Below are 15,183 nucleotides of genomic sequence, written 5' to 3'. Positions count from 1 at the left end.
ATGAAGATTCGCTCACAAATCGGCATGGTTCTGAACCTGGACAAATGCATCGGTTGCCACACGTGCTCGATCACCTGCAAAAACGTCTGGACCAGCCGCGAAGGCATGGAATACGCGTGGTTCAACAACGTCGAAAGCAAACCCGGGATCGGCTACCCGAAAGAATGGGAAAACCAGGACAAGTGGAAGGGTGGCTGGATCCGCAATGCCAACGGCACGATCAACCCGCGCATCGGCGGCAAGTTCCGCGTGCTGGCCAACATCTTTGCCAACCCGGACCTGCCGAGCCTCGACGACTACTACGAGCCGTTTGACTTCGATTACCAGCACCTGCACACCGCACCGTTGGGCGAGCATCAGCCCACCGCGCGCCCACGCTCGCTGATCTCCGGCAAGCGCATGGAAAAAATCGAGTGGGGCCCGAACTGGGAAGAAATCCTCGGCACCGAATTCGCCAAGCGTCGCAAGGACAAGAACTTCGACAAGATCCAGGCGGACATCTACGGCGAATACGAAAACACCTTCATGATGTATTTGCCGCGTCTGTGCGAGCACTGCCTCAACCCGACCTGCGCGGCGTCGTGCCCGAGCGGGGCGATCTACAAGCGTGAAGAAGACGGCATCGTCCTGATCGACCAGGAAAAATGCCGTGGCTGGCGCATGTGCATCAGCGGCTGCCCGTACAAGAAAATCTACTTCAACTGGAAAAGCGGCAAGTCCGAGAAGTGCATTTTCTGCTACCCGCGTATCGAAGCCGGGATGCCCACCGTGTGCGCGGAAACCTGTGTCGGACGGATCCGGTACCTCGGGGTGTTGCTGTATGACGCCGACCGCATCAGCGAAGTGGCGAGCACCGCCAATGAGCAGGATCTGTACGAGAAGCAACTGGAAATCTTCCTCGACCCGAATGACCCGGCGGTGATCCGTCAGGCCCTTGCTGACGGTGTGCCGCAATCGGTGATCGATTCTGCCCAGCGTTCGCCAGTCTACAAAATGGCCGTGGACTGGAAACTCGCGCTGCCGCTGCACCCGGAATACCGCACCTTGCCAATGGTCTGGTACGTACCGCCGTTGTCGCCGATTCAAAACGCCGCCACTGCCGGCACCGTTGGCATGAACGGGGTGATCCCGGACGTCGACAGCCTGCGTATTCCACTGAAGTACCTGGCGAACCTGCTGACCGCTGGCGATGAAAAACCGGTCAAGCGTGCACTCAAGCGCTTGCTGGCGATGCGCGCGTACAAGCGTTCCCAGCAAGTCGATGGCGTGCAGGACCTGCAAGTGCTGGCGGACGTCGGCCTGAGCGTGGACCAGGTCGAGGAAATGTACCGCTACCTGGCCATCGCCAATTATGAAGACCGCTTCGTGGTACCGAGCGCCCACCGCGAAGACGCCATGAGCGACGCTTTTGCCGAACGCTCCGGTTGCGGGTTCAGCTTCGGCAGCGGTTGCAGCGGCAGTTCCGACACCAACATGTTCGGCGCGAAGAAAGCCAACCGTCGCGACATTCTGAAAACCGTGCAGTTGTGGGAGGAATGAGCATGCAAATTCTCAAAGTGATTTCGCTGTTGCTCGATTACCCGACCGAAACGCTGATCAGCGGCCGCGCCGAACTGGAACAGGCGATCATTGAGTCGCGGGAAATCAGCCCGAAGCAGCGTGGTGCGTTGTTCGAGTTGCTGGAACTGATCTGCGCCAATGACCTGATGGACGGGCAGGAGCATTACGGTGCGCTGTTCGGTCGGGGGCGCTCGTTGTCGTTGCTGTTGTTCGAGCATGTGCACGGCGAATCCCGCGACCGCGGTCAGGCCATGGTCGACATGATGGCGCAGTACGAAGACGCCGGTTTTGCCATCGGCGTCAAAGAGCTTCCGGATTACATCCCGTTGTACCTGGAGTTTCTTTCCACTCGTGAAGACATTGAGGCTCGCGAGGGCCTGGCGGATGTCTCGCACCTGCTGGCCCTGCTCGCGGCACGTCTGGAAGAGCGTGAAAGCGCCTACGCCAGTTGCTTCCGCGCGCTGCTGCAAATTGCCGGGGCCGAGCCTCATCAGGCCGTTGCCGACCTGCGTGCGCAGGTCGCGGCGGAACCGCGCGACGACTCGCTCGAAGCCCTCGACAAGATCTGGGAGGAGGAGGCCGTGGACTTTCTCCAGGCCGAACAGCAGGACCGTTGCAGTTCGCTGCCAAGCGCGCCGGGCAAGGCCCGGGAAGAAAGCGCGGTGCCATTGCACTGGGTGGATTTTCAGCACGAAGGGCTGGCCGCTGCGCCAGCCAAGGAGGTGGGCAATGTCTAAATGGAATCTTTTGTTGTTCGGGATCTATCCCTATGTCGCTTTGGCCATTTGCCTGATTGGCAGTTGGGCCCGCTTCGACCTGTCGCAGTACACCTGGAAGGCGGGTTCGAGCCAAATGCTCAACCAGCGCGGCATGCGTGTGGCGAGCAACTTCTTCCACATCGGTGTGTTGTTCGTGCTGGCCGGGCATTTCGTCGGTCTGCTGACACCCGCGTCGGTTTATCACCATGTCATCAGTACTGAGAACAAGCAGTTGCTGGCGATGGTGTCCGGTGGGTTCTTCGGCCTGCTGTGCCTGATCGGCCTGCTGATGCTGGTCAACCGGCGCCTGACCGATCCTCGGGTCCGCGCCACATCCAGTCCTTCGGACATCTTGATTCTGCTGGTGCTGTTGGCGCAGTTGCTGCTCGGTCTGCTGACCATCATCGCGTCTACCGCGCACATGGACGGTTCAGTGATGGTGATGCTCGCCGACTGGGCGCAGAACACCGTGCTGCTGCGGCCAATGGAAGCGGCGGCGTCCATCGCTCCGGTCGGGCTGACCTACAAGCTGCACGTGTTTCTCGGCCTGACCCTGTTTGTGCTGTTCCCCTTCACCCGTCTCGTACACATGATCAGTGCACCGATCTGGTACCTGGGACGCCGTTATCAAATCGTTCGGCAGAAATTCTGAGGAGACAATCATGTCAGGTGGATGTGGATGTGGTGGCGGTAACGGTGGCAGCGGTGGCTGCGGATCTTCCAAAAAAGCAGAGACTGCGATGCCGGCCGATATCGCGCAGTTTGAAGCCCTCGCGGTCGAGCCTGCGGCGGTCGATGACGCGCCGGCGCAGTTGATCGCCAGCAGTGAACAGGAATGGCCGATCGTCAGCGTCAACGAGGTGTTGATCACCCCGGAGGCGATGGCCCAGGAACTGCAATACCACCCGGCCGAAAGCCGCGAGGAGGCGGTCTTCCTGGCCGCCCGCGCGCTGGTGATCCGCGAGTTGTTGCAGCAGCGCATCACCGAACTCGGCGTGTCGCTGGAGATCGGCGCCGGTGAGAACGAAGAGGAAGCGGCCACGCGCTTGCTGCTTGAACGTGAGGTGAAGGTGCCGCAGTGCGACGAGGAGTCGAGTCTGCGTTACTACGAAAACAATCGCGGACGCTTCCACAGCGCGCCGTTGCTGGCGGTGCGGCACATCCTGCTCGAATGTGCACCGGACGATCTCGAGGCCCGAGAGCTTGCGCAGGGTCAGGCCGAAGTCCTGCTGCAACAGCTGGATGAATTCCCCGGCAGTTTCGCCGAACTGGCGGTGAAATATTCGGCCTGCCCGTCGAAAGCTCAAGGCGGTTCTTTGGGACAGATCAGCAAGGGCCAGACCGTGCCCGAGCTGGAGCGTCAGCTGTTCACCCTGGCACCGGGGATAGCGAGCAAACCGTTGGAAAGTCGTTACGGCTGGCATGTGGTCAGTGTCGATCAGCGAATCGAAGGCATGCCGTTGCCCTATGAAGTGGTGTCGACGGCGATCCGCACACAGTTGCAGCAAGGCGTCTGGCAAAAGGCCCTGGTGCAATATCTGCAAACCCTGATTGGCGGGGCGGATATTCGCGGTATCCATTTGCAGGGCGCTGACTCACCGCTGGTGCAGTGAGCACCAAGGCCAACCGGGAGATGTGATGAACGCTGTGATGCAGGATGGTTTTGGGCGGCAAATCGATTATCTGCGGATGTCGGTGACGGACCGGTGTGATTTTCGTTGTGTGTATTGCATGGCGAAAAACATGACCTTCCTGCCGCGTCAGCAGGTGCTCACACTGGAAGAGTTGCAGCGCCTGGCAACGCTGTTCGTCGGCCTGGGCGTACGCAAGATCCGTCTCACTGGCGGTGAGCCGCTGATCCGTCCCGGCATTGTCGATCTGTGCCGCAACATCGCAGCGTTGCCCGGTTTGCGCGAACTGGTAATGACCAGCAATGGTTCGCAGTTGGGCCGCCTGGCGCGACCGTTGGTGGAGGCGGGTGTCAAACGGATGAATATCAGTCTCGACAGCCTGGACGCGCAGAAATTTCGTGCGATCACCCGTAACGGCGATCTCGATCAGGTGCTGGGCGGCATCGAAGCAGCGCGGGATGCGGGGTTTGAGCGCATCAAGCTCAACTGCGTGGTGATGAAGGGACGCAACTTCGATGAAGTCCCGGCGCTGGTGCAATACGCCATCGACCAGCGCATCGATATCAGCTTTATCGAAGAAATGCCGTTGGGCGATGTCGGGCGATCCCGGGGCGAATCGTTTTGTTCCAGTGATGAAGTACGCACGTTGATTGCTCAGCATCATCGCTTGCTCGACAGCACGGAAAACAGTGGCGGACCGGCGCGCTACGTGCGCCTGGAACGCCATCCCGAGACCCGGATCGGCTTCATTTCACCCAACAGTCACAACTTCTGTGGTAGCTGCAACCGGGTGCGGATGACGGTGGAAGGGAAGTTGTTGCTGTGTCTGGGCCAGGACGATGCCCTTGATTTGCGCGGACTACTGCGACGGTATCCGCTGGACGACCAGCCCGTGATCAACGCGGTGCAGAAAGCATTGCGTGGCAAACCGCTACGCCATGATTTCACCCCCGACGGTGAGGTGCAGATTGTCCGCTTCATGAACATGAGCGGCGGTTGAACCGATCTGTAATGCACGGCAAATCCAATGTGGGAGCGAGCTTACTCGTGATGACTGCAGCCCAATCAACATTGAAGTCGACGGGTCTGACGCTATCGCGAGCAGGCTCGCTCCCACACTGGATCCTCGCTGGCCGACGTATTTTTTTCACCGGCAGATCTTGATGTTGATCAATTGCAGATTCCCGCTTTGTCCGTAACCTACACTGCATATTGTGTTTTTAGATTAATAAAAATCTATATGTAGTGTCTGGAGGCCGAATGCAGAGCACGCTGATCTCAGTAGGAAGTAACCGTTTGCACAAACGCAATGGTGATCTGGTTGCCTTCGACGCCGACAAGATCCGTCAGGCGTTGATCGCTGCCGGCAGGGCAACCGGGGAGTACACCGATGTCGAAGTCGAAGGCTTGCTCGAGACGGTGCTCGCCCGTCTGGAAGGGCTGCCAAGACTGCATGTCGAGCAGATCCAGGACCGTGTCGAACGGGTGTTGATGGACGCCGGTTTTTTCTTCGCCATGCGCGCCTACATCGTCTACCGCGAACAGCACGGGCGCTTGCGCCGCGACCGCCGGACGATGGTCGAGGTCGCCACTTCCATGAACGAATACCTCGACCGTGAAGACTGGCGAGTCCAGGCCAACGCCAATCAGGGCTACTCCCTGGGCGGGCTGGTGTTGAATGTGTCGGGCAAGGTCACCGCCAACTACTGGCTGGACGAGGTCTACAGCGAAGCCATCGGCCAGGCCCACCGCGAGGCGGATTTGCATGTGCATGACCTGGACATGCTCGCCGGTTATTGCGCTGGCTGGTCACTGCGCACGCTCTTGCACGAAGGGCTCAACGGTGTGCCGGGACGGGTCGAAGCCGGTCCGCCGAAGCACTTGAGCAGTGCCCTGGGGCAGATGGTGAATTTCCTTGGCACCCTGCAAAACGAATGGGCCGGTGCCCAGGCGTTCAGTTCGTTCGACACCTACCTGGCGCCCTATGTGCGCAAGGACCAGCTTGGTTTTGAGCAGGTACGCCAGGCGATCCAGGAGTTCATCTACAACCTCAACGTACCGTCACGCTGGGGCACGCAAACGCCCTTTACCAACCTGACCTTCGACTGGGTTTGCCCGCAGGACCTGTGCGAGCAGATCCCCATCATCGGCGGTGAGGAAATGCCGTTTGCCTATGGCGACCTGCAGGTCGAAATGGACCTGCTCAACCGCGCCTACATCGAGGTGATGCAGGCCGGCGATGCGAAAGGGCGGGTGTTCACCTTTCCGATCCCGACCTACAACATCACCCATGATTTTCCGTGGGACAGTGAAAACGCTGACCGCCTGTTCGAGATGACGGCGCGTTACGGCCTGCCGTATTTCCAGAACTTCCTCAATTCGGACATGCAGCCCAATCAGGTGCGCTCGATGTGTTGCCGCTTGCAACTGGACGTACGCGAGTTGCTCAAACGCGGCGGCGGCTTGTTCGGCTCGGCGGAACAGACCGGATCGCTCGGCGTGGTGACCATTAACTGCGCGCGCCTGGGCTACGTATTCAAGGGCGATACCAGCGGTTTGCTCAAGCGTCTGGACACGCTGATGGAGCTGGCGATGGAGAGCCTGGAGGTCAAACGCAAGGTGATTCAGCATCACATGGACGCCGGTTTGTACCCTTACACCAAGCGTTACCTGGGGACCTTGCGCAATCATTTCTCGACCATCGGCCTCAATGGCCTGCACGAAATGCTGCGCAATTTCAGCGGCGACGAGGAGGGCATGCACACCGAACATGGCCGGCAGTTTGCCCTGAAGATGCTTGATCATGTGCGCGCCACGCTCGTGCGTTTCCAGGAACAAACCGGCCATCTTTACAACCTGGAAGCGACGCCGGCCGAGGGCACCACCTACCGCTTCGCCAAGGAAGACCTCAAGCGCTATCCCGACATTCTTCAGGCCGGCACCGCGCAGGCGCCGTACTACACCAACTCCTCGCAATTGCCCGTGGGCTACACCGAAGACCCCTTCGAGGCTCTGGAGCTTCAAGACGAATTGCAATGCAAATACACCGGCGGCACGGTCTTGCACCTGTACATGGCCGAGCGAATTTCTTCGACCCAGGCCTGCAAGCAACTGGTGCGTAAAGCCCTCGGGCGTTTCCGCCTGCCGTACCTGACGGTGACCCCGACGTTCTCCATCTGCCCGGTGCACGGCTACCTCGATGGCGAACATGAGTTCTGTCCCAAATGCGACGAGGTCCTGATGCTCAAAGAACAGCATGCCGGCACCGTTCACTGATTTCGATCCACTCAACCGCAAGGAGCTTCACCATGAATGCATCGCAAACACTGCCCCAGGCTCAACGTCAACGCTGCGAAGTCTGGACCCGGGTGATGGGTTATCACCGTCCGGTGTCGGCGTTCAATCCGGGCAAACAGTCAGAGCACCGCGAGCGGGTCCACTTCACCGAAGGCGCGGCAGTGGCCGGGCGCCAATGAGTCGAATGCTGCGGGTCGGGGGCATGGTGCCCCTGACCACTATCGACTATCCGGGACAGCTCGCCTGCGTACTGTTTTGCCAGGGTTGCGCCTGGCGTTGTCGCTACTGCCATAACCCGCAGCTGATCCCGCCTCGTGGCACCGAGGAAGTGGATTGGCGGCGGGTTATGGCGTTTCTGCAACGTCGGCAGGACCTGCTCGATGCCGTGGTGTTCAGCGGCGGTGAGCCGACCTTGCAGGACGCGTTACCCGGTGCCATGGAGGAAGTGCGGGCCATGGGATTTCGCATCGGTTTGCACAGCGCCGGCATCAAACCTGCCGCGTTCGCCAAGGCACTGGCCGGAGCTGACTGGGTGGGCTTCGACGTCAAGGCGTTGCCCGAGGATTGCCAGGCCATCACCCGCGTCGAGGGCAGCGGAACGGCCAACTGGCGCAGCCTCGAGTATCTGCTGGCCAGCGATGTCGACTACGAATGCCGCACCACCGTGCATTGGCATCTTTTCGAACCGGCACGTCTGTTGAGCCTGGCGCAGCGATTGAGCGCGCTGGGCGTCAAGCGCTTCGCCGTGCAACTGGTGCGCACCGAGCGGATGTTCGATCCGCTGCTGCCGAGTGTTTCGGCACACGCCTTGCTACCCGATCTTTGGGCGGCGATGCGCGAGTTGTTTCCAGCGTTCGTGTTACGGGGCTAACCGAACCTGCGAATCAACGTTCAACAGTGACATCCACCATGAATTTCAAATGCGCTGCCAATCAGGCAGGTATCAAACGGGGAGCATTTGATATGGCTAAATTAACCACGGCACAACGGATCGTCATCGGCTTTGCAATCGCGCCACTGGCGCTGATGGGCATGGCGTTTTATGCGTTGCACGATCTGGCAACGCTCAAGGAACAGGCGGTGGTTATCGTCAAACAGGACTGGCCGAAGATCGAACCGATCATGGTCATTGCCACTGGCGTGCGCGATAACGCCCGAAACACCCGGGATTTGTTGATCGAGAAAGACAACCAGCAAGCGCAACAGTCGATCGACACCACCAAAAAACGCATCACCCAGGCGCTCGAAACCCTTGAGCCGTTGTTCTATTTGCCAGAGGGCAAAGCCGCTTACCAGGCCCTGAAAAAGAATCGCGAAGCCTACGTCGCCGCGTTCACCCAGGTGCAGGTCTTGATCCGCCAAGGGGCTTCCGGCGACGCCATGGCCCAGTTGAAACAGAAAGTCATACCGGCCGAAGCCGAGGTGTATCGCAGCCTGGATGAGTTGATGGCGCTGCAAGGAAAAATTTTCGTCGACCGTGAGCAGTCCGCGCAGGCACTGTACAGCGACGCTCGGCGCAACATGCTCGGGTTGTTCCTGTTCTGCCTGGTGCTGGTGACTGGCGCTGCGATCGTCGTCACGCGCAGCGTGACACGGCCGTTGGGTGGCGAGCCGGATGATGCCGCACGGTACTTGAGTCAAATCGCCGAGGGCGACCTGACGATTCAGGTGCCGGTGAGTGCAAGTGTCGATGGCAGTGTGATGATGAACATGCATCAGATGCAGCAAAGCCTGAATGCCATGGTCAAGCACATCGCCTCTTCGGTTGACCGGGTCGCCAGTTCCTCCGAAGAACTGAGTGCCGTCAGCAGCCAGACCGCCAGCAACCTGCAATTGCAAGGGTTGGAGATCGAGCAGGCGGCGGCCGCGGTGAATCAGATGACGGCTGCGGTGGATGAAGTGGCGCGCAACGCCGTCAGCACTTCAGAGGCCTCCAAACAGTCCGAGCAAACCGCGCAGCGCGGCCGTGAACAGGTTCAGGAAACGGTGGTTGCGATCGGCGAACTGGCCGATGGCGTCACCGACACTTCGCAACGCATCGAACAACTGGCAGGCCGCGTGCAGGACATCAGCAAAGTCCTGGACGTGATTCGCAGCATTGCCGAGCAGACCAACCTGCTGGCCCTCAACGCGGCCATTGAAGCCGCGAGGGCCGGGGATGCCGGGCGCGGCTTTGCCGTAGTCGCCGATGAAGTGCGTGCGTTGGCGCATCGCACGCAAGTGTCCACCCAGGAAATCGAGCAGATGATCGGCAACATTCGCCTGGATACCGGCCATGCCGTGACGGCCATGCAAAGCAGCAGTCATCTGGTGCGGGCCACACTGGAAGTGGCGCAGCGCTCGGGTGAGGCCCTGGATCAGATCACCCGGTCCATCTCGCAGATCAATGAACGCAACCTGATGATTGCCAGTGCCACGGAGGAACAGGCGTTGGTGGCGCGCGAGGTGGATCGTAATCTGGTGGGTATTCGCAATTTGTCCGAGCAAGTCTTGCTGGGCGCCCGCCATACCGACACCGCCGGCCATGAGTTGGCACAGATGGCGGGCGCGCTGCACCAGACAGTGGCGCGGTTCAAGGTCTAGGCCATCGAGGCGGGTGGTTGTGGATGTGGGCGCTCAGGACCAGCCCCAGAACTGCAACCACCAGCCAAACCCGATTAAACCGTTGGCCAGCAGCAGACAGGCGCTGCCGGACACGCGCCGCGCCAGAGAGCGGTTTTCGCGGCTCAGTCGCTTCCATCCCAACAGCAAACTCCAGCCCATCGCGGCCACCAGCAGACAGGCCCTGACCGGTTGCACCCATTCCAGCAGCAAACCTTCATAGCGCAGTAATTTCACGGTGGTGGCCGACAATCCGAGAAACAGTCCGGCACCACCCAGGGGCGTGAGTGTGAGCGCCATGGGCCAGTACAGTGCACGGTCACCCGCCAGTCGAGCCGTCAGGCGCAAGAGAACCATTAACACGGTGCCGAGCAGCACCGAACTCAAACTCAGGTAAGTGACGATGCTGAACCCGTCGAGCCAACTGAAGCTGTCGTTGAGCTGCGGGTAATGGGTGAGCAGCCACCAGGGGGCGTTGTCTTGCAGGGCCCAGAGTTGGTCGTGTTCGACCAGCCATTGGGCGAGCGTTTGTTTGAGGGCGACGAACCAAGGGCTGACCGTCCACTGAAACGCGCCCATTGCCAGGCCGATCACACCGAACAGCAGCAAGCGAGCGTCCCAGGGGGACAGTGTCTGCGCAGTCGCGTGAAGAATCTCTTGATTGCCCGAACGGGCGATCAGTTGGACGGCACCGCGTTGCCCGCTACAGCGCCCACAGGCATGGCAATCACTGGCGCCTTGCAGGCGGCGGATATCGAGCAACGGTGCGCAGTTAGGTGGCGGCAGGCGTGGCGCAGCGTTTTCTATCCAGCGCTGTTCATCGACCTGGAAATGCACCGGCGCCAGGCGGGCGAGCAGCGCAAACACGCCGCTGACCGGGCACAGGTAACGGCACCAGACCCGCTTGCCTCGGGCGAACAACAACCCGACCACCACCGCTGCGACGGTCGACCCACCCAGAATCAGCAACGCCGCCTGAGCGTAGTCATAGACGCTGATCAACTGGCCATAAAGGGTCGTCAGGCAGAACGCCAGGGTTGGCCAGCCACCCCAGCGCAACCAGCGCGGCACGCCCATGCCTTTACCGTATTGGCTGGCCCATTCGCTGAGCGAGCCTTCCGGACACAGCACGCCACACCAGAGTCGGCCGAACATCACGATCGACAGCAGCACGAACGGCCACCAGATCCCCCAGAACAGAAACTGCGCGAGCAAAGTCAGGTTGTCGAGCATCCGTGCCTGGCTGTCCGGCAGCGGCAGCAGTGGCGGGATCACCAGCAGCAACGCGTAAAACAACACCACCAGCCATTGCACGGCGCGAATGATCGGCGCGTGGCGGCGCATTCCGTCGCCCAGGCGCTGGAGCCATCGATTGCGCCCACTCAGTTCAGGCATGGGACTTTTTCCACGGTCCGTTGCCGTAGCCATCCGCCGACGACCAGCCAGTAACCGATCCACACCAGCAAAGTCAGGCCACTGGGGGTTGCCCGATAACCGGCAAAACCGGCCAGAACACCACCCCATCCATGGCTGTCGCTCAGTAAGGCGCTGCTGTCCCAGAACGCGTCGCCAATGATGCTGTAAACCTGCTCCGGCACATCGAGGGCGAGCAGTTGGCCGCCGATTCGCTCGGTGCCACTGACCAGCAATGCAGCGCCGAGCATGAGCAAGATCACTTCACTGATGGCAAAGAACCGTTGCCAGGAAATGAACCGGCGACTGCTGTACAACAGGGTTATGGTCAACGCCGACAGCATCAGCCCCATAGCGCCGCCGATGGCAAACAAACCGAGCTGCGGGCCTCGCAATCGAGCGCCGGCGCCGTAGAGAAACACCACGGTTTCGCTGCCTTCGCGACTGACCGCGAGCATTGTCAGCAGCAACAACCCCATGCCGCCCTGCCGGGCCAGGTGGCTGTCGGCGTGGCGCTGCATATCCTGTTTGAGGGTGCGCCCGTGACGGTGCATCCAGCCCACCATCTGCACGATCAACAGGCTGGCAATCAACGCGAGCGCGGCCTGGAACCATTCACTGGCTGACCCGCTCATGGCCTCGCCGGCGAACAGAATCAGTACCGCCAGCAAACCCGAGAGCAGCAACCCCAGTACCACGCCGACCCACAGGAATTTGACCAGCCGATGGCCCTGGCCCTGCTGACTGGCCCAGGCCTGGAGTATGCCGATCACCAGCAACGCCTCGACGCTTTCGCGCCAGACGATGAACATTGATTGATTCATGAAATCTCCGTGCGCTGACAGGTTATTTCGCGAGGATGCCGCCCTCGGGCAGTTGCGGATTGAACTCGTCGAAAAACGGGTAGTGGCCGGGCCTGAGCGGATGAATGACGACAAAGGTGGTCACACCCGGCGACATGACTTTTTCGACCCGCAACGGTGTGCTCTCGAATTCGGCCGGCCCCTGACCGCTGTTTTTCAGGACGATCTTGAATCGCTGTCCGGCCGGGACTTCCAGCAAGGCCGGCGTGAAGTGGCCATCGCGCAGGATCAGTTCATAGCTCGGTAGCTCGGCATGAACGGTCAACGGCGCAACTGCTGCGGCCGTCATCAGCCAGGCAACAGGCAGGCGCTTCATTCAATAGCCACCTTTTTTGCCGATGCCGGCGTAGATGAATTCGTAATGAAGTTCGCAGCGTTCGAACCAGGGCGCCACGCCGGTTTCCTTGTCGGTGTGGCGACCGAGGGAGCCATGACCACCGGGTGGCAGGATGGTGAAGGTAAGTTGATATTTGCCCGGCCCCATCAGCTTCACATTGTCGCCGTAGTGCGGACCGTCGTTGGCGACCATGGCGTGGAAATCGCCTTTGAGTTGCGGGTCGCTGCCATGCTTTTTCAGGTTGAAAGAGACGTTGAGATAGGGCACGAAACTGCCTTCCTGAAAGCCCTGGCGATTATCCGCCGTGGCGCGGATGTCGGCCTCCAGATGCACATCCGAATCCGCCGTGGCGCGCATCATGCCCGCCGGTTCCATCTCGATCGGTTGCAGATAGACCGCCCCGACTTCCAGCCCCGGGCACAGCTGTGGTTCGCCGATCGGGTATTCCTTTGCTTGGGCCAGTGGTACCAACAAGAGCAAGGCGAGTGTGAGAGGGGTACGCATGATTTCTTCCTGAGCACTGACGAGTAGGAACCCGAGTCTAGGAAGGTTTTCTGCGAACAATAATGATTACTATCAAGTTTTGAACAATTTAAACCGGGGTTTTGTTGGGGGCAGGCTTTCGATATCGGTAATTGATATCCATCAAGGATGGCGCTACGCAAAGGCTGTAGCTTGAGAAGCACATCTCTCAATGACCGGAGATCGGCATGGCCAAGCACTTCCCCGTCAACCCCAGCCACCCCGAGCGAATCTGCTGGGGATGCGACCGTTATTGTCCGGCCAAGTCAATGGCTTGCGGCAATGGCTCCGACCGTACAATGCACCCGGCCGAATTGTTTGGAGAGGATTGGAGCGTACCGGGTGACTGGGGTCTGGAGAAAGTCATCGTGACGGACAAGGCGCAGGATGAAGGTCTGTAGTGGTGGCGTCCCCTTGGAGAAACGCCACGTAACCTGCGCCCGGCATCACGTCGGTTGCCTTGCGTTGGCTTTTGAGTCAGAGCAAATAACCCGCAGCCTGCCCAGGCGGGTTGTCCTGCGCGGCGGCGATGAGATGCAGCGCAATGTGCGGCGGCTCGTCAACGGACGAAACCTCGAAACCACCCACTACCAGCGGAAGTCGCTCACACATTTCGGTCGACTCTCCCGCCAGTTTTTTCGCCATTTTCGCGTGGTTCGCTGCGATTTCATTGAGAGTTGACACGTTACATCTCCGGGTAAAAGACCCAGCTCAGGGCTGGCGTCCGTAACATTGATTTGATAGTTGCCGCGTCAGAATTACGTCGTTCCCGGGCGGCTATGACCGGCGTTTGCAATCCCTGCGCCAGAGGCTGCGGCGATTCTTTGTCGCGGTTACCTAAGCGACGAATGGTGACACTTGGATGTCCTTGAATCGGGCGTAAACTGGCAGTGCTACTTCATCAGGAGGAGCCGCATATGATTGCCGACCGAATGACCAGCCGGACGTCCGAGGACAAAGCTGTCTGGGATCAATACTTCTGCGCTGCGCTGATTGCGGAAAGCAATCTGACGGCACCGGTGGTGGGAGGCGCCACTCATGAGGACAGGCAGAATCTGTTGATTGAAAGAGCCAAGGCGCTCGCCGACAAAATGATGGACAGCCGACAATAGTGATCAGGCCCAACCTTTTCAGGTTGGGCTTTTTCATGCCTGACATGCCGTCTCTCAACTGAAGAGCTGCCGAATCAGGTTGGGTGTACTGCCTGTCCAGCGTTTGAACGAGCGCCGAAAATTTGCCGCATCGTTGAAGCTAAGGTACTCCGCGACCTCTTCGTTGCTGAACCCCTTGATCTGATACAGGTACAGCGCCACGTGCTTGCGCACCAGGTCTACCTGTTGCTGAAAACCGGTGTCGTGTTTTTGCAGTTTGCGCTTGAGCGTGGCCGGGCTCATGGCGAAGGCCATGGCGGCCTGTTCGAGGCTTGGGGTCTGTCGTACATGGGTTTGCAGGTAGCGATAAAGGCAATCGACAAAGCTTGAGGTAAAGCCCAGTTGATCGATTTGCCCTTGAGCTTCCTGGCGGGCGACCTGGCCGGCGGTGGCTGCTGCGCCAGGCCAGGCAAGCGCGAGATATTCCCGTGGGATGCGCATCAGGTCGAGTGGGCGTTTGAACTGCGTGTGCTCGCCCAAATGCACCCAGTATTGCTCGACATAGCGCGGCTCGGCATGGCTGAAACTGCACTCCCACGGCAAACGCTGGCCGCTCATTGCCCGACTCATGGCCACCAGCGACGTCATGCTCGCCTCCAGCAGAAAGCGCCATTGTTCGCCTGCGCCGCAGCTGTCCAGCCAATACAACCAGGCATGTTTGTCATCCAGCACCCACCGTGGCGTCGCTAACGGGCTGAGCAGTGCCTGTTGCTGAACCAGCGTGTCGAGGGCCTGGTGCAGGTTTTGCGCATGGCGCAAGGCGTGGCTCGCCGGGCCGTAATGCCCCGGCAGCAAGCGCTGGCCGAAAAGGAAGCTGCTGTCGTCGGCGTCCAGCAAGCGTCGGCCGTTGCTGATCAGGCCGAAAAACTGCTGCGGGCTGAGGCGGGTCTGGCCGGCGAGGATGTCGTCATGGAACAGGCCGGTCCCGCGCAGCAGGCGATGGCTGTCGATGTCCCGGGACAGCGCAAGGTCGATCAGGGTCGCGGGCTGGTAATGCCCGGGAATGAAGCGGCTGTCGGTTTCGTACCATGTGGTTTTCAGGGTCATGAG

At 60.0% G+C, this 15,183-nt stretch carries 17 protein-coding genes and 1 pseudogene; 12 read left to right on the top strand and 6 right to left on the bottom strand.

The window, feature by feature from the left end:
- The 10 genes and pseudogenes from narH (at position 1) to F8N43_RS18445 (ending at position 9,829) form a co-directional block, all read left to right on the top strand.
- The gene (narH, locus tag F8N43_RS18485; protein ID WP_150632327.1) at positions 1 to 1,539 is read left to right on the top strand and encodes a nitrate reductase subunit beta; all 1,539 of its coding nucleotides are present in this window, start codon (positions 1 to 3) and stop codon (positions 1,537 to 1,539) included.
- Between the two features lie 2 nt (positions 1,540 to 1,541).
- On the top strand, positions 1,542 to 2,297 hold the full coding sequence (gene narJ, locus F8N43_RS18480; protein ID WP_150654145.1) for a nitrate reductase molybdenum cofactor assembly chaperone: 756 nt from the start codon (positions 1,542 to 1,544) through the stop codon (positions 2,295 to 2,297).
- Positions 2,290 to 2,970, top strand: a complete 681-nt coding sequence (gene narI, locus F8N43_RS18475) for a respiratory nitrate reductase subunit gamma (RefSeq protein WP_150654144.1) — start codon at positions 2,290 to 2,292, stop codon at positions 2,968 to 2,970. The genes narJ and narI overlap by 8 nt, the downstream gene beginning before the upstream one ends.
- Before the next feature lie 10 nt (positions 2,971 to 2,980).
- On the top strand, positions 2,981 to 3,931 hold the full coding sequence (locus tag F8N43_RS18470) for a peptidylprolyl isomerase (protein WP_150654143.1): 951 nt from the start codon (positions 2,981 to 2,983) through the stop codon (positions 3,929 to 3,931).
- Between the two features lie 25 nt (positions 3,932 to 3,956).
- The gene (moaA, locus tag F8N43_RS18465; RefSeq protein ID WP_150654142.1) at positions 3,957 to 4,949 is read left to right on the top strand and encodes a GTP 3',8-cyclase MoaA; all 993 of its coding nucleotides are present in this window, start codon (positions 3,957 to 3,959) and stop codon (positions 4,947 to 4,949) included.
- A 260-nt stretch (positions 4,950 to 5,209) separates the two neighbouring features.
- The gene (locus F8N43_RS18460; protein WP_150632332.1) at positions 5,210 to 7,225 is read left to right on the top strand and encodes a ribonucleoside triphosphate reductase; all 2,016 of its coding nucleotides are present in this window, start codon (positions 5,210 to 5,212) and stop codon (positions 7,223 to 7,225) included.
- A gap of 32 nt (positions 7,226 to 7,257) precedes the next feature.
- Positions 7,258 to 7,425: an anaerobic ribonucleoside-triphosphate reductase gene (gene nrdD, locus F8N43_RS18455; RefSeq protein WP_150632333.1), complete on the top strand. Its 168-nt coding sequence runs from the start codon at positions 7,258 to 7,260 to the stop codon at positions 7,423 to 7,425.
- A complete protein-coding gene (locus tag F8N43_RS18450; protein ID WP_191623705.1) occupies positions 7,422 to 8,117 on the top strand; it encodes an anaerobic ribonucleoside-triphosphate reductase activating protein in 696 nt (231 codons plus the stop codon). Before nrdD ends, F8N43_RS18450 begins: the two co-directional genes overlap by 4 nt.
- 38 nt (positions 8,118 to 8,155) lie before the next feature.
- Positions 8,156 to 8,734 (top strand): annotated as a pseudogene (locus F8N43_RS29935) (MCP four helix bundle domain-containing protein); the annotation flags it as partial.
- A gap of 33 nt (positions 8,735 to 8,767) precedes the next feature.
- Positions 8,768 to 9,829 (top strand): methyl-accepting chemotaxis protein, encoded by a 1,062-nt coding sequence (locus F8N43_RS18445; protein WP_412072595.1) that lies wholly within the window; start codon positions 8,768 to 8,770, stop codon positions 9,827 to 9,829.
- Positions 9,830 to 9,862: 33 nt separating this feature from the next.
- Here the strand turns inward: F8N43_RS18445 and F8N43_RS18440 are convergent, their stop codons facing one another.
- Genes F8N43_RS18440 through F8N43_RS18425 form a run of 4 tightly spaced genes read right to left on the bottom strand, consistent with a single transcriptional unit; the run spans position 9,863 to position 12,964 of the window.
- The gene (locus tag F8N43_RS18440) at positions 9,863 to 11,242 is read right to left on the bottom strand and encodes a 4Fe-4S binding protein (protein ID WP_150632335.1); all 1,380 of its coding nucleotides are present in this window, start codon (positions 11,240 to 11,242) and stop codon (positions 9,863 to 9,865) included.
- Positions 11,230 to 12,084 carry an FTR1 family iron permease gene (locus F8N43_RS18435; protein ID WP_150654141.1) on the bottom strand — a complete coding sequence of 285 codons (855 nt, stop codon included), beginning with the start codon at positions 12,082 to 12,084 and terminating at the stop codon, positions 11,230 to 11,232. The genes F8N43_RS18440 and F8N43_RS18435 overlap by 13 nt, the downstream gene beginning before the upstream one ends.
- A 22-nt stretch (positions 12,085 to 12,106) precedes the next feature.
- Positions 12,107 to 12,439 (bottom strand): cupredoxin domain-containing protein, encoded by a 333-nt coding sequence (locus F8N43_RS18430; protein ID WP_150632337.1) that lies wholly within the window; start codon positions 12,437 to 12,439, stop codon positions 12,107 to 12,109.
- Positions 12,440 to 12,964: an iron transporter gene (locus F8N43_RS18425; protein WP_150632338.1), complete on the bottom strand. Its 525-nt coding sequence runs from the start codon at positions 12,962 to 12,964 to the stop codon at positions 12,440 to 12,442.
- Positions 12,965 to 13,170: 206 nt separating this feature from the next.
- Here F8N43_RS18425 and F8N43_RS18420 point away from each other — a divergent pair, with 206 nt between their 5' ends.
- On the top strand, positions 13,171 to 13,383 hold the full coding sequence (locus F8N43_RS18420; RefSeq protein WP_150654140.1) for a DUF3079 domain-containing protein: 213 nt from the start codon (positions 13,171 to 13,173) through the stop codon (positions 13,381 to 13,383).
- A 76-nt stretch (positions 13,384 to 13,459) separates the two neighbouring features.
- Here F8N43_RS18420 and F8N43_RS18415 read toward each other — a convergent pair whose 3' ends face one another.
- Positions 13,460 to 13,666: a hypothetical protein gene (locus F8N43_RS18415; RefSeq protein WP_150632340.1), complete on the bottom strand. Its 207-nt coding sequence runs from the start codon at positions 13,664 to 13,666 to the stop codon at positions 13,460 to 13,462.
- Positions 13,667 to 13,899: 233 nt separating this feature from the next.
- Between F8N43_RS18415 and F8N43_RS18410 the strand changes: the two genes are divergently transcribed.
- Complete coding sequence (locus tag F8N43_RS18410) at positions 13,900 to 14,094, top strand: hypothetical protein (RefSeq protein ID WP_150632341.1); 195 nt, start codon at positions 13,900 to 13,902, stop codon at positions 14,092 to 14,094.
- Between the two features lie 54 nt (positions 14,095 to 14,148).
- Here the strand turns inward: F8N43_RS18410 and F8N43_RS18405 are convergent, their stop codons facing one another.
- On the bottom strand, positions 14,149 to 15,180 hold the full coding sequence (locus F8N43_RS18405; RefSeq protein WP_150632342.1) for an AraC family transcriptional regulator: 1,032 nt from the start codon (positions 15,178 to 15,180) through the stop codon (positions 14,149 to 14,151).
- Positions 15,181 to 15,183 lie beyond the last annotated feature (3 nt).

Source organism: Pseudomonas fluorescens, from assembly GCF_902498065.1.
GTDB lineage: Bacteria > Pseudomonadota > Gammaproteobacteria > Pseudomonadales > Pseudomonadaceae > Aquipseudomonas > Aquipseudomonas fluorescens_BJ.
The sequence above is the reverse complement of the archived record's forward strand: the minus strand, read 5'-3'. Positions and strand labels throughout refer to the sequence as shown.

What these genes read in the sequence shown, in the direction of transcription:
- narH (WP_150632327.1), top strand. Translation starts at nt 1, where the DNA reads ATGAAGATTCGCTCACAAATCGGCATGGTTCTGAACCTGGACAAATGC.
- narJ (WP_150654145.1), top strand. Translation starts at nt 1,542, where the DNA reads ATGCAAATTCTCAAAGTGATTTCGCTGTTGCTCGATTACCCGACCGAA.
- narI (WP_150654144.1), top strand. Translation starts at nt 2,290, where the DNA reads ATGTCTAAATGGAATCTTTTGTTGTTCGGGATCTATCCCTATGTCGCT.
- F8N43_RS18470 (WP_150654143.1), top strand. Translation starts at nt 2,981, where the DNA reads ATGTCAGGTGGATGTGGATGTGGTGGCGGTAACGGTGGCAGCGGTGGC.
- moaA (WP_150654142.1), top strand. Translation starts at nt 3,957, where the DNA reads ATGAACGCTGTGATGCAGGATGGTTTTGGGCGGCAAATCGATTATCTG.
- F8N43_RS18460 (WP_150632332.1), top strand. Translation starts at nt 5,210, where the DNA reads ATGCAGAGCACGCTGATCTCAGTAGGAAGTAACCGTTTGCACAAACGC.
- nrdD (WP_150632333.1), top strand. Translation starts at nt 7,258, where the DNA reads ATGAATGCATCGCAAACACTGCCCCAGGCTCAACGTCAACGCTGCGAA.
- F8N43_RS18450 (WP_191623705.1), top strand. Translation starts at nt 7,422, where the DNA reads ATGAGTCGAATGCTGCGGGTCGGGGGCATGGTGCCCCTGACCACTATC.
- F8N43_RS18445 (WP_412072595.1), top strand. Translation starts at nt 8,768, where the DNA reads ATGCTCGGGTTGTTCCTGTTCTGCCTGGTGCTGGTGACTGGCGCTGCG.
- F8N43_RS18440 (WP_150632335.1), bottom strand. Translation starts at nt 11,242, where the DNA reads ATGCCTGAACTGAGTGGGCGCAATCGATGGCTCCAGCGCCTGGGCGAC.
- F8N43_RS18435 (WP_150654141.1), bottom strand. Translation starts at nt 12,084, where the DNA reads ATGAATCAATCAATGTTCATCGTCTGGCGCGAAAGCGTCGAGGCGTTG.
- F8N43_RS18430 (WP_150632337.1), bottom strand. Translation starts at nt 12,439, where the DNA reads ATGAAGCGCCTGCCTGTTGCCTGGCTGATGACGGCCGCAGCAGTTGCG.
- F8N43_RS18425 (WP_150632338.1), bottom strand. Translation starts at nt 12,964, where the DNA reads ATGCGTACCCCTCTCACACTCGCCTTGCTCTTGTTGGTACCACTGGCC.
- F8N43_RS18420 (WP_150654140.1), top strand. Translation starts at nt 13,171, where the DNA reads ATGGCCAAGCACTTCCCCGTCAACCCCAGCCACCCCGAGCGAATCTGC.
- F8N43_RS18410 (WP_150632341.1), top strand. Translation starts at nt 13,900, where the DNA reads ATGATTGCCGACCGAATGACCAGCCGGACGTCCGAGGACAAAGCTGTC.
- F8N43_RS18405 (WP_150632342.1), bottom strand. Translation starts at nt 15,180, where the DNA reads ATGACCCTGAAAACCACATGGTACGAAACCGACAGCCGCTTCATTCCC.